The sequence below is a fragment of the Polycladomyces abyssicola genome (assembly GCF_018326425.1).
GTDB lineage: Bacteria > Bacillota > Bacilli > Thermoactinomycetales > JIR-001 > Polycladomyces > Polycladomyces abyssicola.
Map to the genome: position 1 here is coordinate 905931 of NZ_AP024601.1, position 20037 is coordinate 925967.

The following is a 20037-nucleotide window of genomic DNA, read 5'->3' on the forward strand; positions in this document are numbered from 1 at the left end:
GAAAGGCTGTGAAAAGGACGGGAGCCGGATGCCGTGTCACAGAAAGTCCCGGGTTGATGAGACGGGATCACGCGCCGGTTGTCCCTCTCACCTTGGAGCCGACCATCGAAACGGGATGCCCACGATGCATCCCCGAGTAGGTGTTCTCCGGTTGTCGCCGTTATCGACGCGGTGCGCTCGCAGAAAGCGCACCGGTGGAGGCCGTTCGCCGCGAGGCGGCGGTGAAGTTGGGTGGTACCGCGAACCTTTCGCCCCAATATAGACGACAGGTGTGTTCGCTGTTGTCAACGGGTGAAAGGTTTTCATTTTTTCAAAGGGGGTTTCAAAATTGGCCACTACGGCAACGATGACGACGGATCAGAAGCATACGTCGGCAGATGGTGAGCTGACCGGTTCCGAGATTTTGCTCCGCTGTCTGATTGAAGAGAAAGTGGAATTCATTTTCGGTTATCCAGGTGGAGCGGTGCTTCCGATTTACGATTCGCTGTATTACGGAAGCATCAAACATATTTTGTACCGCCACGAACAAGGGGCGATACACGCCGCAGACGGATACGCGCGGGCGACGGGCAAACCGGGAGTGGTGATTGCCACGTCCGGACCGGGGGCGACCAACTTGGTGACGGGGATTGCCACTGCGCAGATGGATTCGATCCCGTTAGTGTGTATCACCGGCAACGTCCCGCAAAATCTGATCGGTACGGATGCGTTCCAGGAAGCGGACATCACGGGCATTACCATGCCAATCACCAAGCACAGTTATCTGGTGCAGGATGTCAGAGACCTGCCGAGGGTGGTGAAAGAAGCGTTTCATATCGCCTCCACCGGACGGCCAGGGCCGGTGCTGATCGACATCCCCAAGGATGTCTCCAATGCCAAGGCGCCGTTTTCTTATCCGGAAACAGTATTCATTCGTGGGTATCAGCCTACGACGAATCCGCATCCGCTGCAGATCGAGAAATTGCATCAGGCAATCGCCGAGTCGAAACGACCGCTGATTTTGGCTGGCGGAGGAGTGGTCACCTCCGGTGCCGATCAGGAATTGATCGCGTTCGCGGAGCGGGCAAAAATTCCGGTGACGACAACATTGATGGGGATTGGTGGCTTCCCGGGCACGCATCCGTTGTGGTTGGGGATGCCGGGGATGCACGGAACGGTGGCGGCCAACCGTGCATTGCTGGAATGTGATTTGCTGATCGGTATCGGAGCCCGGTTCGATGACCGGGTGACCATGGGGCGGATTGACAAATTCGCCACGAGTGCCAAGATCGTTCACATCGATATCGACCCCGCAGAAATCGGCAAAAACGTCGACACTTACATCCCGATCGTCGGTGATGTGAAGCGGGTGTTGGAAGTAGCACTGCAGGACCTGCCGGTCAGTCAGTCCGAAGCTTGGTTGCAAAATCTGAAAGATTTGAAACAGCAGTACCCACTCACCTTCAAACAAAGTGACAACACGCTGAAACCGCAATGGGTGATCCAACACCTGTATGAAACAACGGGTGGAGATGCGATCGTCACCACCGACGTGGGTCAGCATCAGATGTGGGTGGCGCAATATTTCCACTTCTCCCGACCGCGTTCGTTCATCAGCTCCGGCGGACTGGGTACGATGGGCTTCGGGTTCCCCGCCGCGATCGGCGCGCAGTTGGCGTACCCCGACCGAACGGTGATCTCCGTGACGGGAGACGGCGGCTTCCAGATGACCGCCCAGGAGCTGGCTGTGGTGGCACTGGCCAACATTCCCGTCAAAGTGGCGATCATCAACAACCAATGCTTGGGCATGGTCCGGCAATGGCAGGAAGTGTTTTATCAACGCCGCTACAGTGAAGTGGACTTGTCCGGCAGCCCGGATTTCGTCAAGCTGGCGGAAGCCTACGGTGTCAAAGGTATGCGGGCATGTACGCAGGAGGAAGCACGTCAGGCTTGGCGGGAGGCTCTGGATCATCCCGGCCCGGTCGTGATCGACTTCCAGGTGGACCCGGAGGAAAATGTCTATCCGATGGTGGCGCCGGGAGCAGGGCTGGATGAGATGATGCTGGGGGATGAGAAACCATGAGACACATCATTTCGATTTTGGTCAACAACCAGCCCCGTGTGCTGGCACGGGTGGCCAGCCTCTTCGGCAGACGCAATTTCAACATCGAAAGCATCAGCGTCGGTGAGTCCGAAGAACCCGGTCTGTCGCGGATCGTCATTGTGACTCACGGAGACGCCCGAACGATGGAACAGGTTTCCAAACATTTGCACAAATTGATCGACGTGATCAAGGTGCAGGATTTAAGCATCCAACAGTCAGTGGCCCGGGAGCTGCTGCTGGTCAAGGTGGGGGCCACTGCTTCCAATCGGGCGGAGATCCAGGGGATCATCGAACCGTTCCGGGCGTCGGTCGTCGATGTCGGTATCAACAGTCTGATGATCCAGGCAACCGGTGATCGCGAAAAACTGGATGCACTCATCGAACTGCTGCGCCCGTACGGCATCAAGGAACTGGCCCGCACGGGGATCACCGCCCTGCCGCGCAGCATGCAGATCCAACCCAAAGCGCATATGCATGCGTGATGAGTTTGTCAAAGCGGATTCGCTCTCATCACATACATTTTACGAGGAGGAATTCAACATGGTGAAAATGTACTATGACCAAGATGCACAACTGGACGTATTGAAAGGGAAAACCGTAGCAGTGATCGGGTATGGCAGCCAAGGTCACGCACAAGCGCAAAATCTTCGGGACAGTGGCGTTCACGTTATCATCGGCCTTCGTCCGGGCCGCTCTTGGGAACAGGCGGAACAGGACGGCTTCGAAGTATTTGAGGTAGACGAAGCCGTTCGTCGCGCGGACGTCGTGCAGCTTCTGCTGCCGGACGAAGTGCAGGCCAAGGTGTATCAAGAACAGGTGGCACCTCATTTGAAATCGGGATCGGCCCTGTTTTTCTCCCACGGTTTCAACATCCATTTTGGTCAGATCCAGCCGGCAAGCGATGTGGACGTGGTGTTGATTGCACCAAAGGGGCCGGGTCACCTGGTGCGTCGCGTCTATGTAGAAGGCTTCGGCGTCCCGGCATTGATCGCGGTGCATCAGAACGCCAGCGGGCAGGCCAAGGAATTGGGATTGGCTTATGCCAAAGGCATCGGTGCCACCCGGGCCGGCGTGATCGAAACTACTTTCAAAGAGGAAACGGAAACGGACTTGTTCGGCGAGCAAGCCGTGTTGTGCGGCGGTGTGAGCGAGTTGGTCAAAGCCGGTTTTGAAACGCTGGTGGAAGCGGGCTATCAGCCGGAAATCGCCTATTTCGAGTGTTTGCACGAATTGAAATTGATCGTCGACTTGATGTATGAGGGCGGTTTGGCCAACATGCGGTATTCAGTCAGCGACACCGCTGAGTACGGTGACTATTCCAGCGGCAAACGCGTTGTGGGAGAAGCATCGCGTCAAGCGATGAAGGAAGTGTTGAAGGAAATCCAGGACGGCACCTTTGCCCGCAACTGGATCGACGAAAACCGGCAAGGGCGCCCCAACTTTCAACGGTTACGGGAAGAGGAGAGAAACCATCAACTGGAACGGGTGGGAGCGGAATTGCGCCGCATGATGGCTTGGCTGGACGGTAAGAAAAAAGAACCGGTACAGTCCTGACGAAAAGGGGGATGACCATGCGAACGGTTCAGATCTTTGACACCACTTTGAGGGACGGCGAACAATCGCCCGGCGTCAATCTGAGCACGGAGGAAAAGGTAGAAATCGCCCTGCAGCTGGAACGATTGGGTGTGAACGTCATCGAGGCGGGTTTCGCCGCCTCTTCCCCCGGTGATCAGTCGGCTGTCCGCGAGGTGGCACGAGTGGTGACCGATGCCTCCGTGGCCAGCTTGTCACGTGCGGTGCCACAGGATATCGACGCGGCGTGGGAGGCGTTGAAAGAAGCGAAGCAGCCCGCCATTCACATCTTTCTCGCCACCTCGCCCATTCATCGGGAATACAAGCTGAGAAAAACCAAGGAGCAGGTATTGGAGCAGGCGGCAGAGGCGGTGCGGTATGCCAAACGGTTTTTCCCCGTAGTGGAGTTTTCTCCGGAAGACGCGGGGCGCACGGAGATCGACTTTCTCTGCGAGGTGGCGGACGTCGTCATCCGAGCCGGTGCGGACGTGCTCAACATCCCGGATACGGTGGGGTACCTGACGCCGGATGAATACGCCAACATCTTTGTGCAATTGCGTGAACGGGTACCGGGGATCGACCGGGTGAAGCTGAGTGCACACTGTCACGATGATCTCGGATTGGCGGTGGCCAACAGTTTGGCTGCGATCCGGGCCGGAGTGGATCAAGTGGAGGGAGCCATCAACGGGATCGGAGAACGCGCAGGCAACGCGGCACTGGAAGAAGTGGTGATGGCGTTGTACACACGCCAATCCTATTATCAAGTCGCCACTACCATTCGACCTGCTGAAATTGCACGGACCAGCAGGCTGGTCAGCAAACTGACGGGGATGCCGGTGCCGGCCAACAAGGCGATCGTCGGTGCCAACGCCTTTGCCCACGAATCGGGCATCCATCAGGACGGTATGTTGAAACACCAAGAAACATACGAGATCATCCGGCCGGAGACTGTCGGCTTTTCTCAGACCAAGCTGGTTTTGGGCAAACACTCGGGTCGGCACGCATTTCGGGAACGGTTGGAAACTTTGGGTTATACGTTGTCCGAAGAGCGGATCAATGCCTTGTTTGCCCGTTTCAAGGAATTGGCAGATCGCAAAAAGTCGCTCACCGATGAGGACTTGATCGCACTGGCGGAGGAAAAGCACGGCGAGGTTGCGGAGTTTTTCGAATTGGAATCGATCCAGCTCTCCTACGGCAATCATGCATTACCAACGGCATCGCTTCGTCTGAGAAACCGGCAAACGGGAGATGAAGTGGAAGAAGCGGCATGCGGCAACGGCTCGATCGACGCCATCTTCAAAGCGATCGATCGGGCGACGGGAGAACAAGTGGAATTGCTCGACTACAAAGTGGCTTCCAACACGCAGGGTACGGATGCACTGGGTGAGGGGTACGTCCAGCTGCGTCAAGGTGAGTTGACCGTGCAGGGTCGGGGAGTAAGTACCGACGTGCTGGAAGCGAGCGCACGGGCGTATATCGATGCGATCAATCGCCTGCTGACTCGAAAGCAGTCGAAAAACCAGGATGCTACGTTGAATGTGGTATTGGGATGAAGGCCAACGGAGGGAGAGAAGCATATGGGAACGGTGAAAAAAATCGCAGTGCTTCCCGGTGACGGCATCGGGCCGGAAATCATGGAGGAAGCGCTGAAAGTATTGCGAAAGGTGGAAGACCTGTTCGGCCATTCGTTTCAGTTTACGTTCGGGATGGCGGGAGGCGGGGCGGTTGACCGCGTCGGGAACCCGCTTCCCGAAGAGACGCTTTCGCTCTGTAAACAATCGGATGCCGTGTTACTGGCGGCGGTCGGCGGTCCAAAATGGGACAACAACCCGCCGGAGTTGCGACCCGAGCAGGCATTGTTGGGATTGCGCAAATCGCTGAACCTGTACGCCAATCTGCGGCCGGCCGTCCTGTTTGAAGGATTGGAAAATGCCTCCACCCTCAAACCAGAAGTGGTGAAGGGTGTCGATCTGCTTGTGGTGCGCGAGCTGACCGGTGGCATCTACTTCGGTGAAAAGAAACGGGAGCGGTTGGAAGACGGCCAACAGGCGACGGATACACTGGTGTACCACGAGCGCGAAGTGGAGCGGATCGTGCGGCGGGCTTTTGAAATTGCGCGGGGTCGTCGGAAAAAGCTGACCTCAGTAGACAAGGCCAACATTTTGGAAAGCTCCCGCCTGTGGCGGTCGGTGGTGGACCGCGTGGCACGCGATTACCCGGATGTTCAGGTGGAGCACGTACTGGTAGACAACTGCGCCATGCAGTTGATCCGTCGGCCGGCAGACTTTGACGTGATCGTCACCGAGAACATGTTCGGTGATATTTTGAGTGATGAAACCGCCATGCTGACGGGGTCCATCGGTTTGTTGCCATCAGCCAGCCTGGGGGAGGGCATGACAGGACTGTACGAACCCGTTCACGGTTCCGCGCCGGACATCGCCGGCCAAGGCGTGGCCAATCCAGCTGCCATGATCTTGTCCGCGGCGATGATGCTGCGTCATTCTTTCGGATACGAGGAAGCGGCGACAGCGGTGGAGCAGGCGGTTCGCAAGGTGCTGGCCGACGGGCATCGTACCGCCGACCTCGCCGGACCGGGTACGTTGGCGGTTGGCACGGAAGAATTCGGTGACCTCGTCGTGGAAGCGATGAACGCTTATGAACCGGACCCGAAGGTGCCGTTGGAAGTTGTGATGTAGAGCAGAATAAAGGGAAACCGGCTTTGAATTGAGAATCTAAGCCTATTGAAAACCCAGCGGTTTAACCGCTGGGTTTGTGTTGTCCTGATCATTCAAAATGAAACATGGATAAACCAAAAGGGCGATTGGATATGAGCCAACAGAAGAACATAATATTTGGCGAAGTCCCCCAGACGCGCGACAGTATGGCCGAGCGATGGTGATCGTACACAGCTGGCTTCGGGTCGTTGGGCTTGTCTGTGGCGGACCGGTGGCACTGGTGAAGGGCGAAAACCACAATGGCCGGTGCCCCCGTATGGAAAGAGGATGGACGCGAATGGTTTACCTATCGGGAGATTTAACACGAAATGGAGCGGTTCGCCGAATGGGGTGAAACTTTTGGGCGGAGATGGGCTGTGTGACCAGGGGCATGGTTAGATTGGCGGAGGAGAAACTGTTTTCACAGCATGCAGCAGTCGACTTTGCCAAGGAGTGGTTGGAACGACAGCGGCAGAAAGACAAGACTTTCGGTAATGGGAATGCCCCACTCTTGAAGCGTGGGATTCCTCGCTAGCGTCCTCATTTTCATTCTGCTTGTGAACCGCAAGCTCGGGGTTGTCCGCAACTCGTTCATACGATTTCTACAAGTCAGTAGCAGGGTCCGTATCATCGAGTGAACTGTTGCGGGGACACGAGTTTTTCAATAAAGCCCGTTCATTTCCCCTCCGTTAGGTAGACGGAGGGGGATTGGATCAAAATCATTGTCAGAAAACGCGAAGTATATTATCCAAAAAGGGCAGTCTGCGCACGTCCTTGATTCGTCTATGTTCTTTTCTCCATTCACGGGCGGGCTGGATGAACTGATGCAAGGTTGGTGTCCACTCTTTCAAAATTCGGATTGCCAGTTTTCTTTGTTCGCTGGTTTTGCATGGCACGACCACGCCGCGCACTATCAATTTGACAGGTGTGCCCATTGGCGTGATGGTCGTCTGCGTTTCCACTTGCTCTCCTTTATAATGCGTGACCATGATTCTGCGGCCGTTCTCGGAGTCCCATGCTTGGATGACGAGAGAATCACTGTGGTTGGCGGACAAGATGCGGACCCGAAAGTTGTCGGCCTTCTCAAAATCTTGATATTCTCCCACTTTCTTGACGATCATCTTGACAGTATCAAGAAAATCCATGATGTTCACACGCCATCCTTTCCGCGGTATGGTGCGTACCTGTCTTACTTCATCCATTTAGACGATCAGGCCTGGACGATTGTTGCGCGGCTCGGGAAAAAATCGGGGGAAAATCTTTTGATGGAAGGAAAAATTGGGGAGCTTTACGAATGATATACATATAAATAAGAAAGAGATGCTGGCCGCATCGAAGGAGGGTAAGCCATGTCTGCCATAGGGATTCTGATTTTTCTGACCGCAGTGGGCGTGGCATTGTTGGTGGGGTATATTGCGAATGATTTTGTCGGAAAGTTGAAAGCGGGCGAGCATGAGCCGGTAAAAGGGAAAAACGACCGGGGTAGATAACGTAATCAATCAACAGGCGGGGAACATTCCCCGCCTGTAAATTGTGCTATCGCACCGTTTAGCGAGTCGCCACGGGCGTCGGCTTGTTCTTGCTGTTGGAGAAGGGTTGTTTCAGCTTTTCTTTCAGACCGCCTTCCCACAGTTCTTCGATCTTCTTCATTTCTTCCTCGGTCAGCGGTGATTTCTCCGGTGCTTGTGCAAATTCGCGCAGGTTCTCCTCGCTCGTGATGTTGGGCAATACCGATTTGATCGCCGGACTGGCCAACGAGTAGAGGATCGCCGCTTGGCCGATGGTGCGGTCGGTACCTTCGTACAGGAATTTCATTTGTCGTACCGCTTCCAGACCGGCTTGCATCCACTTGATCGGACGGTGCGAACGATGGTCTTGTTTGTCGAAGTGCTTGTCCGGATCATACGTGCCGTCCAACAAGCCGGATGCGTGAGGAACACGGGCGATCAAGGCTTTGTTTCGCTTTTCCGCCTCCCGGATCAGTTCGCGGGCGGGGTCTTGCTCCAGCAGGTTGTTGATGATTTGGGCCATGTCGTACCGTTCATCTTCCAGCGTGGCCAGCCCTTCATCCCGCCAACCGATGTCCGGTCCCAGCGCGACGCCGTATGTGCGAATCTTCCCTTCTTCCTTCAACCGCTCCAGCGTCTCCAGCACTTCCTCGCTTTGGATGGCTTCCATCCGTGCGTTGTGCAATTGATAAATGTCGATTACATCGGTCTTTAGCCGGCGCAAGCTCTCTTCACAGGATTTTCGGATCGAGGCGGCATCCCACTGCTGGGGCAATTCAGAGTGTCCGCCGTGTCGGTCGCCCCGCTTCGCATAGATGTCGTATCCGAACTTGGTGGCAATTACCACCTTATCGCGAAGCCCTTCCAGTGCTTCGGCCAAGAGGGTTTCTCCCTTGCCCTGACCGTAGACGTCGGCAGTGTCAAAGAAAGTAATTCCGTACTCTTCGTATGCCATGCGCAACAAGCGTTTCCCGAACGCATCATCTTTGACCCCCCACCAAGGGGTGGCGACGGACCAAACGCCGAAGCCCACTTCGGATACCGGTGTGTCAATGCCGGGTAGATTGCGGTATTTCATTGGGAAACCTCCTTCTCGTATCTCTACATCGCACGGAGGCGATTGGGTGAACCCATCTTCTCGCCAAAAGTAGCGGCGTCAGTACTTATTGTACCATTATTGCCGCGGCGGAAACGAACGGGAGGTATTACATTTTTGTGGAGCCGACCGCCTGCGCCAATGCTTCGGCTGCCCGCTTGGGGTCTTCCGCTTTGGTGATGGCGGAGATCACGGCGACGCCGTCTGCACCCGCAGCCATTACTTTATGCGCATTGGATGCGGTGATTCCCCCTATGCCCACGATGGGGAAGGGTTCCTCCAGTTGCTCGCGAATCGCCTGAAGGGCCTCCGGATAGATGGGGAACCTGGCATCTGATTTGGATGACGTCAAAAACATGGGTCCCACCCCGATATAGTCCGCTCCGTTCTCTATGGCTTGCCGCGCTTCCGCGATATTTTCAGCCGACACCCCGAGGATTTTGTCGGGTCCGATCAGGCGTCGAACTTCCCGGGCTGGCAAATCTTCCTGTCCCACGTGTACGCCGTCGGCATCCAAGATGAGCGCCAAATCGGCCCGGTCGTTCACAATGAACGGGATGTTGTGTTGACGGCAAATCTCACGCAGGTGGCGTCCCAAAGCAACAGTTTCGCTCAGTGTGAGGTCAGAGTTTTTTTCGCGGAATTGAAACATCGTGATACCGCCTGCGATCGCTTGTTCGAGCACGTCGATCGGGTCTTGGTCGGGACAGTCCTGACTGCCCATGATAAAGTACAGGCGCAAATGAGATGAAGTGAAGGCCATTCATCAACCCACCTTTCTATGTTGTTTGCCGGTAAGCCCAATGGTTGGTGGGACCATGTCCCTGCCCGAGGTCAAGGGGATGGCGAATCGCTTCCGTAATAAAGGCTTTGGCCGTTTTCACCGCCTCCCACAATGATTCGCCTTTGGCCAACCCGGCTGTGATGGCTGCGGAAAACGTGCAGCCCGTCCCGTGAGTGTGGCGTGTATGAAAACGAGGTGCCGACAGGGTACGGAATTCTCGCCCGTCATAAAACAGATCGACGGCTTCCTCGTCGTCGGTGTGCCCTCCTTTGATCACGACGGCGTGTACACCCAGATCCAACAACCGTTTGGCTGCTTCCTTGCGTTGTTCCATGGTGGTCAGAGACATGCCTGTCAACACTTCCGCTTCAGGGAGATTGGGTGTGATCACGGTTGCCAGGGGAATCAACAGGCGTTTCAGCGCATCCCGTGCGTCCTCTTTTAACAGTGCATGTCCACTTTTGGCGATCATCACCGGGTCGATCACCAATCGGTGGATGCGATGTTCTCTGACTTTTTCCGCAATCACTTCCATAATCTCGATATTGGCGATCATACCGGTTTTAGCCGCATCAACTCCCAGATCTGTGACTACGGCGTCGATTTGGCGGGCGACCGCTTCCGGGGGAAGTTCGTAAATGCCCGTCACGCCCAATGTGTTTTGCGCAGTAACCGCCGTGATCGCGCTCATACCAAATACATGCAATTCCTGAAATGTTTTCAGATCTGCTTGAATGCCAGCTCCTCCGCCGCTATCCGAACCGGCGATGGTGAGTGCCCGAGCGATGGTCATGTTTGTTCTCCTCTCCCCTAATGGTAGTCTGGTGAATACTGTCCAATTGCTTTCCCGGCTCGCTCCACCTGCGCCCTACAAGGAAGCAGATATGGCCACTTCAGACCCGGAGCGTAGGACGCAGGCATGCCCTCGATTTCATTCCTGCGCTTTCGCTCGGAAGGGATTAGGTCTTCGCTCGCCTGGGAAAACATTGCCTTTTTACGAAATGACCTGACACATCACATCTTGTCTGCAAACGTAGGCAAGTGTGTTACGCCCATATCAATCCCGCAGTGTCTCCCGCTTCCGCTACATATCCCCGTTTCAGGGTGTTGCTATTCCATCGTAAACGGCTCCAACTCATCTTAGGCATACTGGGAACCGGGTGTCAACGGAGCTCACTCGATGAAGTTTCCACTAAATAACCGGTTATGTGTCTATACGAAAGGAAATGGACGGACATATGTTGTTGAAGAGTCCAACTTGAGGAAAGGGAGGTTGCGGTGTGATTCAAGGGGCGACAACCAGTAGCTTTTTCGGCTTGTTCGGTTTGAAATGGATAATCGTGGTGATTGTCATCCTGATCATCCTCGGCGTTTTATTCTTTTCGTTGTTTGGAGGGTTTGGCTTCGGGTTCACGCCCGGATTCGGATTTTAAACGCTTCTGTCTATGGGCCTCCGGCAACGGAGGTTTTTTATCTTCACACCGTGATGGAAAGGAGTTGTTTGAGGGTGTTCAGGCCTTTGCCGTTTCGCCGTTTCTCCTCCTTTGTCTGGCGCGATGTGAGAGAGATGATTCGGGAGTTGGACAAATGGATGGACGATTTTCCAGGGTTTGGCCGGGTGGTGAGCCGGGTCACTCCGACCGATCACGGCATGGTGATCCAGACCCAGATTGGTGTGGTCGGGGAGGATGATGTGATCGATGTGCGGATGGAGGGACCGTTTTTGGTAATCCGCATCAATTCCCATGTCGTGCAGGATGCGGACCAGGAGTACCAGCGGCGAATCGATGGACAACGCATGTTCACCCAGAGTTTTCACATCCCGTTCCCAGTCGATGAATCGAGAATTCGGACTGAGTGGCGGGATCGAATGCTGACAGTGTTCGTTCCCAAACGTGTACCCAATGGCCCTTCTCATAAGTCATCGCCCGTGTGACCTTCTCGGACAAGGGTCAATCCCCTGCAGGAAAACAAAGAGAAAAATCGAAATACAAGGATAAATTGGGTGAAGGAGGCTCAGTCCATAGCAGATGTGACGATCAAGGTGAACGATCAAGGACCATTGGTCGTGTCCGGTCCGGTTGAATTAATCGACGCCTTGGGAAACCGGTTTGAGACGAGAAAGGTGTTTGCGCTTTGCCGGTGTGGATTGTCCCAGAACAAGCCGTTTTGCGATGGGAACCACGCCGGGAATTTTGATTGTGCCCGCGCGAAACAGGCAGAATGACAGCAAGGAGCTCCGTGGATCCATATCGCGTATTCGATTTCCCGTCTGAAGCCCGAAGCAACAGCTAGCGTTTGTGGTGGAGACGTTCGTTAAACCACTTTGGCAACAGCCTCGGCGAAGAAGTCGCTTCTTCGCTTTTTTTCTGCTGAGCGGAAAGAAACTACTCCGTTTTTCCTTTTCCGTTTCCGGTGTGGTAAGATAGGACTCACAACAGTAATCCGATCCTACCTCATCACAAACGGGAGACAAGGGGGGAGCGATGGTGATGGATGAGCTGCGTTCGATGTTGGCGGAGTTGACGAACGCGGGCGGTCCACCCGGACATGAGGGAAACGTTCGTGAAGTGATGCGGCGCTGGACAACGCCCGTGGCGGATGAAGTAACATCAGATCGGCTGGGCGGTTTGATCGCCTGGAAAAAGGGAACGGCGGATGAACCTCGCGTTATGGTGGCAGGACACCTGGACGAGATCGGCTTCATGGTGACGCGAGTGACGAAAGACGGGTATCTGCGATTCCAGCCGTTGGGCGGTTGGTGGAGTCAGGTGTTGCCGGCCCAGCGTGTGGAGGTACATACGAAACAGGGAATCGTCATCGGCGTGATCGGTTCCAAGCCACCGCATCTGATGTCGCCGGAACAACGGAACAAGCCGGTCAAAACGGAAGATCTGTTTATCGATGTGGGGGCCTCCAGCCAGGAGGAAGCGGAGTCGTTCGGCATCCGGCCGGGAGACCCGGTGATCCCGCATTCTCCATTTACGGTTCTGAAGAACGAAAAACTGTGGATGGCCAAAGCGATGGACAATCGGGTCGGATGCGCGGTAGCTGCTGAAGTATTGCGCCGGTTGCAACATACTGATCATCCAAACACCGTAGCGGCAGTGGGTACTGTGATGGAGGAAGTTGGCCGGAGGGGAGCGTTTACAGCATCCGCCGCCGTCAAGCCGGATGTGGCGTTTGCTGTGGATGTCGGCATTGCGGGGGACACGCCGGGTGTCGGTAAGGACGAAGCCGCTTCACGGTTGGGGGAAGGTCCGACCGTGGTGTTGGCTGACGGAGGACATCTCGCTCACCGGGGATTGTTGGCATTGGTACAAAAGACGGCGGAGGAACAGGGAATCCCGCTTCAGCCGGATACGCTTCCGCGGGGAGCGACGGATGCCAGTCATATTCATCTCCACGGCCGAGGGGTTCCGACGTTGACCTTGGGTATTCCCGCCAGGTACATTCACAGCCATGCTTCGATTATCCACCGGGATGACTTGGAGAACCTGATTCGGCTACTGGTCGAAGTGATTCGGAAATTGGATCGTACGACGGTATATCATTTGTGTCATGGATAAAATAATGGAGGAGAACGGGAGCCGGCCCGCGTGTTGGGTGGAAACGGCTCCCTCCCTTCGCCAGGGCCGGAAAATGGGAACTTGATTCATGGCCGGGGCGGAATGGCCTTCTCATTGGGCAGGGCGCTGTGAAGGGTTTGAATCATGTGTTCTTGTTCTCCCGGTTGGCTGTTTTTCCAAATCACTTCAAAAACGACGCCCAGTCCGGGCAAGAGTTTTTCTTCCCTTCGTTGGATCGAGTCGACCACCATATCTTTCAATTCTTGCGGGTTCATGTCTTGAATATTGTGGATGACAGCTCCACGGATATCGATGTTCACTGACAACAACCTCCTTTTGTTCTATTGTGAGCCGTCCGTCATCGAGTTATCCCTTGATGCTGAAGCAAAATACGGATAGGTGGGTGTGTAGAGGTGAGTAAGCAGTTTGCCGTAATCGGATTGGGTCGCTTCGGTGGCAGTGTGGCCCATACCTTGAGCGAAATGGGATATGAGGTGTTGGCGATCGACCAAGATCCCCAGCGGGTGCAGGATTTTTCTCAAGTCGTCACGCATGCGGTCGAGGCCGATTCGACCGATGAGAATGCACTGAAGGCATTGGGTATCCGCAATTTTGACGTGGTAGTGGTGTCCATCGGTGAAGATATTCAGGCCAGTATCATGACCACGTTGATTTTGAAAGAGCTGGGCGTGAAAAAGATCGTCGTCAAAGCGCGCAATGATCTGCATGGAAAGGTATTGTACAAAATCGGTGCAGACAAGGTGGTCTATCCGGAACGCGATATGGGTGTTCGGGTGGTGCACCATTTGATTTCGCCCAACATTCTGGACTACATCCAATTGGCGGACGGGTACAGCATTGTGGAGATCAGCGCCGGAGACTTTTTTGCCGGCAAAACGTTGCAGGAGTTGGACATTCGGGCCCGTTACGGTTGCAACGTGATGGCGATCAAATCTCGAGACGGCAAAATCAATATCGCACCGGCGGCAGAGGATGTTATCCACAAAGGAGATGTGCTGGTGGTCATCGGCCGCAACGACAACCTGAAACAATTGGAGGAGAATGCATAATTTGAAACCGATCGTTCTCACGTCGCCGCACAACGACCAAGTCAAACGCTGGAGAAAGCTGCAGTCGCGCAAAGGTCGCCAGACACTGGGAACTTTGTGGATCGAAGGTGAACATCTGCTGGAGGAATCAGTCAAAGCCGGCTGGCGAGTGCGGGCATTGATCGTCGACCAAGAGCGGGAAGCCGAACATCGACAGTGGTGGGAACAGCGGATCAAAAACGTGCCGGTGTACTTCCTTCCGACCCGGTTATATCGCACTTTGGCGGATACAGAGACACCGCAGGGAATCGCCGCGGAAGTGGAGATTCCCAAAAGGGAGGTGGATCCGGCGATTCCCGCCGACGGCGTGCTGTTACTGTTGGATGCCGTGCAGGACCCCGGCAATGTGGGAACCATGTTGCGCACAGCTCGGGCGGTGGGGGCCACTGGTGTATGGTTGGGGAAAGGAACCGTCGATCCTTACAACCCGAAAGTGGTCCGAGCCGCGATGGGTGCACTTTTCCACGTACCCATCCGCATGATCGATTTGCATGAGGAACTTCCGCGACTTCGTTCTGCCGGTTACCGGGTGGTGGGAACGCATCCCCGTGGGGACAACGTCCACTTTGATGTATCATATCCGGGGCGCACCGCCTTTTTGCTGGGTAACGAAGGAAGGGGCGTGGATCCCGAGCTGATGCGGTGGGTGGATTGCAAAGTCTCGATCCCAATGCCGGGGGGAGCCGAATCCCTCAATGTTTCCGTCACTGCATCGTTGCTGTTGTATGAGTATCTGCGCCAACAACGCGGTGGTTCGCTCGACTGTTGAAACGAAACATGGTTTTCGTTATACTAAAAAAGAAATTTTCTTCATATTATATCGGCTGTGAAGGAGAGGAGTAGGCAGTGCGCCCTTGACAGGGAGGAGGTGCCGCGACTGAAAGCACCTCCAGGAAGCGGCTCGCCGAAGTTCGCTCCGGAGCTGTCCCCTGAACCAGAAAGTAGGGGGTACCGGCTGTGCTCGTTATCGCACGTAAAGCGGGATGACGAAGTTCAGGGCGTATCGGGTGATTCTGGCCGAATATCACGCCCAGGATGTTTCGTTGTCCAAAAAGGGTGGTACCGCGAATCTCTCGTCCCTTTGGGCGCAGAGATTTTTTTATTACATAGGCAGAAGAAGGGAGTGTCCGTGATGCGTGAGCGGTTGGAAGCCTTGAAAGCGGAAGCGGAGCAAGCGATTCAAGGTGCAAAGGATTTGGAAACGTTAAAGCAATTGCGTGTCAAATATTTGGGCAAAAAAGGAGAGCTGACCGCCGTTTTGCGCGGAATGGGCGAGTTATCTGCGGAAGAGCGTCCAGTGATCGGGAAGTTGGCCAATGATATTCGCCAAACACTGGAGCGGATATTGGACGAGAAAGAGACCGCGTTAGAAAAGGCAGCGATGGAAGCGCGACTCAAGGAAGAGACAATAGACGTCACCCTTCCGGGTGTGCCCCGGCCGTTGGGCTCGATTCACCCGTTGACCGCAGTGATCCAGCAAGTGGAAAACATCTTTATCGGTATGGGGTTTGAGGTAGCCGAAGGACCGGAAGTGGAAAAGGACTGGTACAATTTCGAAGCGCTCAATATGCCCAAAGATCATCCGGCTCGGGATATGCAGGATTCTTTTTACATCACGCGGGAGATTTTGCTCCGTACGCAAACTTCACCCGTGCAGGTGCGTACGCTGCAGGCCAAAGAGGGTAAAGTGCCGGTGCGCATGATTTGTCCAGGAAAAGTGTATCGGCGGGATGACGACGACGCCACCCACTCGCACCAATTTACACAAATCGAGGGATTGGTCGTTGATCGCGGCGTATCCATGAGTGAATTAAAAGGGACGCTGCTGGCGTTTGCGAAACAGATGTTCGGCGAAGATCATGAATTCCGGTTCCGTCCGAGCTATTTCCCGTTCACCGAACCGAGCATGGAAATGGACATGTCGTGCATGATATGCGGTGGTGAAGGATGCCGCATTTGCAAGGAAACCGGATGGATTGAAATTTTGGGGGCGGGGATGGTCCACCCCAACGTGTTGGAAAAATCGGGTTACAACGCTGAGCGCTATACCGGTTTTGCGTTCGGAATGGGTGTGGAGCGCATCGCGATGATTAAGTACGGAATCGATGACATCCGTCATTTCTACACCAACGACCTGCGCGTCTTGCGGCAATTCCAATCGGTTTGAGGGAGGAGACGTGGCATGCTGGTATCGTATGAATGGTTGAACGAATATGTGGACCTGGAAGGACTGACACCCGAAGATGTCGCCCACGCTTTGACGCAGAGCGGTGTGGCCGTGGATGTGATTTACACGCGGGACACGGGGATTCGCAATGTGGTCGTGGGGAAAGTGTTGTCGACTGAGCCCCATCCACAGGCGGATCGGTTGAAAGTGTGCCAAGTGGATGTTGGCAAGGATGGGCCGCTTACCATCGTTTGCGGTGCGGCCAATGTGGCTGCGGGACAACTGGTTCCCATCGCATTGGAAGGGGCGTCCCTGCCGGGCGGGGTCACCATCAAGCGGACCAAACTCCGCGGCGTGGAGTCTCAGGGAATGATTTGCTCCGCCAAGGAGTTGGGTTTCCCGGAGAAAGTGTTGTCCAAACAACAGCGGGAGGGCATCATGGTCTTGCCCGACGAAGTCGAAATCGGTAGTGACATGCGCACTGTGCTGGGCATGTACGATCAGGTGTTGGAGCTGGACCTGACGCCCAACCGTTCCGACTGTCTCAGCATGATCGGCGTGGCATATGAAGTAGCTGCCGTGTTGGACCGCGAAGTACGTCTGCCGGAACCGGAAGCGCTGGAACCGACGGGAGATGAAATTCGTGTGGACATCACGGTGGAATCGGAAGAAGATTGTCCGCTCTATGCCGCACAGGTGATCGACAACCTGAAAGTGGGCCCGTCTCCGCAATGGATGCAAAACCGTTTGATTTCTGCCGGGATTCGTCCGGTCAACAACATCGTGGACATCACCAACTATGTGATGATCGAGTATGGTCAACCCCTGCACGCATTTGACTTGGACAAACTGTCCAACGGCGGACGCATCGTCGTGCGTCGGGCACGTAACGGTGAGACCATTGAAACGTTGGACGGCGTCACCCGAGCGTGCGGCGAGGAAACGTTGCTCATCACCGACGGCAGCAAACCGATCGGCATTGCGGGGGTGATGGGCGGCGCCAACTCCGAAGTGTCCGAGGAAACGACACGGGTGCTGTTGGAGGCAGCCTTTTTCTCCCCGCCCATCATTCGTCGGACTTCGCGTAAGTTGGGACTGCGCTCGGAAGCGAGCAACCGCTTCGAAAAAGCGGTCGATCCGGAGCGCATCATCCCGGCTCTGCAACGTGCGGTGGAATTGCTCACCCTGTACGCCGGCGGGCGGGTTGTATCTAGGGTGACAACAGAGCGCGTCGGAGATATCGACGAGCTGACCGTGAGCCTGCGCCATGATCGATTGACACACGTGCTGGGCGTGAAATTGAAAGAAAAGGATGTGCTGGATATCTTCCGTCGGCTGCGTTTCCCGGTAAAGGTAGATGACGGGGTCTACCGTGTACAGGTGCCGACGCGTCGACCGGATATCGCCATTGAAGTCGATCTGATCGAAGAAGTGGCTCGACTGTACGGTTACGATAACATCCCGGCCACATTGCCGTGGGGACAGCAATCGCCTGGCGGGTTGACCCGCGAACAAAAGCTTGTCCGTGTGATTCGGAACACCCTGCGGACGTTGGGCATGCATGAAGTGATCACTTACAGCTTGACTTCCCCTGGATTAGGAAGTGAGATCGCCTCGATCAACCAAGAAGGGCAACCGATCCGGGTGGCCATGCCGATGAGCGAAGAGCGGAGCGTTTTGCGGACCAGCCTGCTGCCGCATCTGATCGAAACGGCTGCATACAACCTGAAACGGCAACAAGAGCGCGTCGCCATCTTTGAAATCGGGAAAACCTTCCATGCCCATGAGAAGAAGTTGACCGATTTGCCGGAAGAGCGATGGGAATTGGCCGGTCTGCTTGCCGGAAAATCGGTGCCGACCAACTGGCGTCAGCCCTCGTCACCCAGTGATTTTTACACGGCCAAGGGCGTGCTTGAAACCCTGTTGAACCGTTTGGGCATCCATAATGTGGAATACCGTGCGGTCCAACCGGTAGGTTTCCATCCCGGACGCACCGCGGAACTCGTGGTAGATGGTCGGGTCATCGGTATTTTGGGACAACTGCATCCGCAAGTGGCCCAACAATACGATCTCGGCCCCACGATGGTGTGTCAGTTGGATCTGTCAGCGATCTTTGCTGCGGCACAAACGAATGTTCATTTCGAACCGCCCAGCCGTCATCCCGCGGTAACCCGCGATTTGGCATTGGTAGTGGATCGGGATCTTTTGGTTGGCAAAGTCGAGCAGGAGATCAAAAAGGCGGCGGGCGAATGGCTGGAATCCGTGACGTTGTTTGACGTGTTTACAGGAGAACAGATTGGGGAAGGAAAGAAAAGCGTAGCCTATTCGTTGGTGTACCGGGCGAAGGATCGTACGCTGACCGACGAAGAGGTCAACCGGGTACATCAGGCGGTGATCGACCATCTCGAAGCGACGTGTGGTGCACAGTTGCGCATGTAAGGTTGAGTCCGCAAATTTCTTCCGGTCGAATTCTCCGGAATAACAGGGAAAACGGCCCCCTCGTGTCGAAATGGATGTTGTCAGGCAGTCTCACCTTCACTTGGTGAAGGAGGTTGCAATCGATGACCAAAAATAAATTGAGCGTGGAGATCTTCGGACAACAGTACAACATCACGGGAAAAGCCAGTCCCAGTTACATGCGGGAAGTAGCCAACCATGTTGACGAAACGATGCGGATGATCTCACAAGCCAATCCCCGTTTGGATACCACGCGTCTGGCGGTACTTTCGGCCGTCAATATAGCGGATGCCTATATGAAACTGAAACGGGAACATGACGAGATCCTGCATCTGATCGAAGATGATCAACCGTGAGGAGCGGGTGAACATGAATGTACTAGACGGGATCATCCTGCTCTTGGTGATCGGAGGATTGTTGCGAGGATATCGGCGCGGCTTGATTCTGCAGGCCGCGTCGTTGGCCGGTTTGGTTTTGGCGTGGGTGGTGGCGTTTTACTTCACCGACGAGGTAACACCGGTTCTGCAGAAAAATGTTCCCTTGCCCGAATCTGTAACCGGAGACGGTTTGATGCGCTTGTTGCCATTGGAACGCGCCCTGTATACGGTGATGGCGTTTCTGCTCTTGTTTTTCGGAACCAAACTGGCGGTCTCGCTTTTGTCCAGGGTACTCAATCAGTTGGCGCAGCTGCCTGTATTATCGGTATTGAACCGAATCGGCGGCTTGGTTTTGGGCGTTTTGCAAGCTGTTTTGCTGGTGTGGATCATGGTCAACTTGTTGCATTTCCTACCATGGGAGAAAGGACAAGAAGCCGTACAACAATCCGGCATCGCCCAAAACCTGTTGGAAGCAACCCCCCAATGGACAACGGAACTGAAACAACTGTTGCATGACGCAATGCGGCAGCGGTCATAAGGGACGTACCAAATTGAAACGATGAATCAAAATAGATGTTGATTTGCCTGACGAGATTCTGTC

At 54.9% G+C, this 20037-nt stretch carries 21 protein-coding genes and 1 other annotated feature; of the genes, 16 read left to right on the forward strand and 5 right to left on the reverse strand.

Annotated features, from left to right (window positions below):
- Positions 1 to 346 precede the first annotated feature (346 nt).
- Genes ilvB through leuB form a run of 5 tightly spaced genes read left to right on the forward strand, consistent with a single transcriptional unit; the run spans position 347 to position 6351 of the window.
- Entirely contained in the window at positions 347 to 2062 is a 1716-nt protein-coding gene (gene ilvB / locus KI215_RS04605; protein ID WP_212775061.1) for a biosynthetic-type acetolactate synthase large subunit, read from the forward strand.
- On the forward strand, positions 2059 to 2565 hold the full coding sequence (ilvN, locus tag KI215_RS04610) for an acetolactate synthase small subunit (RefSeq protein WP_212774401.1): 507 nt from the start codon (positions 2059 to 2061) through the stop codon (positions 2563 to 2565). Before ilvB ends, ilvN begins: the two co-directional genes overlap by 4 nt.
- Positions 2566 to 2623: 58 nt before the next feature.
- Positions 2624 to 3637, forward strand: a complete 1014-nt coding sequence (gene ilvC, locus KI215_RS04615) for a ketol-acid reductoisomerase (protein WP_212774402.1) — start codon at positions 2624 to 2626, stop codon at positions 3635 to 3637.
- Between the two features lie 17 nt (positions 3638 to 3654).
- Positions 3655 to 5208, forward strand: coding sequence for a 2-isopropylmalate synthase (locus KI215_RS04620; protein WP_212774403.1), 1554 nt, complete (start codon positions 3655 to 3657; stop codon positions 5206 to 5208).
- A gap of 24 nt (positions 5209 to 5232) precedes the next feature.
- Positions 5233 to 6351, forward strand: coding sequence for a 3-isopropylmalate dehydrogenase (leuB, locus tag KI215_RS04625; RefSeq protein ID WP_212774404.1), 1119 nt, complete (start codon positions 5233 to 5235; stop codon positions 6349 to 6351).
- A 743-nt stretch (positions 6352 to 7094) separates the two neighbouring features.
- Here leuB and KI215_RS04630 read toward each other — a convergent pair.
- Entirely contained in the window at positions 7095 to 7514 is a 420-nt protein-coding gene (locus tag KI215_RS04630) for a hypothetical protein (RefSeq protein WP_212774405.1), read from the reverse strand.
- A gap of 204 nt (positions 7515 to 7718) precedes the next feature.
- Here KI215_RS04630 and KI215_RS04635 point away from each other — a divergent pair, with 204 nt between their 5' ends.
- Positions 7719 to 7859: a hypothetical protein gene (locus KI215_RS04635; protein WP_212774406.1), complete on the forward strand. Its 141-nt coding sequence runs from the start codon at positions 7719 to 7721 to the stop codon at positions 7857 to 7859.
- 58 nt (positions 7860 to 7917) lie between these two features.
- Here KI215_RS04635 and KI215_RS04640 read toward each other — a convergent pair whose 3' ends face one another.
- The 3 genes from KI215_RS04640 to thiD form a co-directional block, all read right to left on the reverse strand.
- Positions 7918 to 8955: an aldo/keto reductase gene (locus tag KI215_RS04640; protein WP_212774407.1), complete on the reverse strand. Its 1038-nt coding sequence runs from the start codon at positions 8953 to 8955 to the stop codon at positions 7918 to 7920.
- 127 nt (positions 8956 to 9082) lie between these two features.
- Positions 9083 to 9736, reverse strand: coding sequence for a thiamine phosphate synthase (gene thiE / locus KI215_RS04645; protein ID WP_212774408.1), 654 nt, complete (start codon positions 9734 to 9736; stop codon positions 9083 to 9085).
- A gap of 16 nt (positions 9737 to 9752) precedes the next feature.
- Entirely contained in the window at positions 9753 to 10550 is a 798-nt protein-coding gene (gene thiD / locus KI215_RS04650; protein ID WP_212774409.1) for a bifunctional hydroxymethylpyrimidine kinase/phosphomethylpyrimidine kinase, read from the reverse strand.
- A gap of 487 nt (positions 10551 to 11037) precedes the next feature.
- Here thiD and KI215_RS04655 point away from each other — a divergent pair, with 487 nt between their 5' ends.
- The 4 genes from KI215_RS04655 to KI215_RS04670 all read left to right on the forward strand — a co-directional run bounded on the left by KI215_RS04655 (position 11038) and on the right by KI215_RS04670 (position 13326).
- Positions 11038 to 11190: a hypothetical protein gene (locus KI215_RS04655; RefSeq protein ID WP_212774410.1), complete on the forward strand. Its 153-nt coding sequence runs from the start codon at positions 11038 to 11040 to the stop codon at positions 11188 to 11190.
- Positions 11191 to 11264: 74 nt separating this feature from the next.
- Complete coding sequence (locus tag KI215_RS04660; protein WP_212774411.1) at positions 11265 to 11693, forward strand: Hsp20/alpha crystallin family protein; 429 nt, start codon at positions 11265 to 11267, stop codon at positions 11691 to 11693.
- Positions 11694 to 11780: 87 nt separating this feature from the next.
- Complete coding sequence (locus KI215_RS04665) at positions 11781 to 11984, forward strand: CDGSH iron-sulfur domain-containing protein (protein ID WP_212775062.1); 204 nt, start codon at positions 11781 to 11783, stop codon at positions 11982 to 11984.
- Positions 11985 to 12249: 265 nt separating this feature from the next.
- Complete coding sequence (locus KI215_RS04670) at positions 12250 to 13326, forward strand: M42 family metallopeptidase (RefSeq protein WP_212775063.1); 1077 nt, start codon at positions 12250 to 12252, stop codon at positions 13324 to 13326.
- An 86-nt stretch (positions 13327 to 13412) separates the two neighbouring features.
- Here the strand turns inward: KI215_RS04670 and sspI are convergent, their stop codons facing one another.
- Complete coding sequence (gene sspI, locus KI215_RS04675; protein WP_212774412.1) at positions 13413 to 13646, reverse strand: small acid-soluble spore protein SspI; 234 nt, start codon at positions 13644 to 13646, stop codon at positions 13413 to 13415.
- Between the two features lie 93 nt (positions 13647 to 13739).
- Here sspI and KI215_RS04680 point away from each other — a divergent pair, with 93 nt between their 5' ends.
- From KI215_RS04680 to KI215_RS04705, 6 genes are all read left to right on the forward strand, one after another.
- Entirely contained in the window at positions 13740 to 14396 is a 657-nt protein-coding gene (locus KI215_RS04680) for a potassium channel family protein (RefSeq protein WP_212774413.1), read from the forward strand.
- A 1-nt stretch (position 14397) separates the two neighbouring features.
- Positions 14398 to 15204, forward strand: coding sequence for a TrmH family RNA methyltransferase (locus KI215_RS04685; RefSeq protein ID WP_212774414.1), 807 nt, complete (start codon positions 14398 to 14400; stop codon positions 15202 to 15204).
- A 48-nt stretch (positions 15205 to 15252) separates the two neighbouring features.
- Positions 15253 to 15519: a binding site (T-box leader), on the forward strand.
- Between the two features lie 48 nt (positions 15520 to 15567).
- On the forward strand, positions 15568 to 16602 hold the full coding sequence (gene pheS, locus KI215_RS04690; RefSeq protein ID WP_212774415.1) for a phenylalanine--tRNA ligase subunit alpha: 1035 nt from the start codon (positions 15568 to 15570) through the stop codon (positions 16600 to 16602).
- A 15-nt stretch (positions 16603 to 16617) separates the two neighbouring features.
- Positions 16618 to 19041, forward strand: a complete 2424-nt coding sequence (gene pheT, locus KI215_RS04695) for a phenylalanine--tRNA ligase subunit beta (RefSeq protein WP_212774416.1) — start codon at positions 16618 to 16620, stop codon at positions 19039 to 19041.
- A gap of 113 nt (positions 19042 to 19154) precedes the next feature.
- Entirely contained in the window at positions 19155 to 19415 is a 261-nt protein-coding gene (gene zapA / locus KI215_RS04700) for a cell division protein ZapA (protein WP_419179842.1), read from the forward strand.
- A 13-nt stretch (positions 19416 to 19428) separates the two neighbouring features.
- Complete coding sequence (locus tag KI215_RS04705) at positions 19429 to 19974, forward strand: CvpA family protein (RefSeq protein WP_212774417.1); 546 nt, start codon at positions 19429 to 19431, stop codon at positions 19972 to 19974.
- Positions 19975 to 20037: the final 63 nt, after the last annotated feature.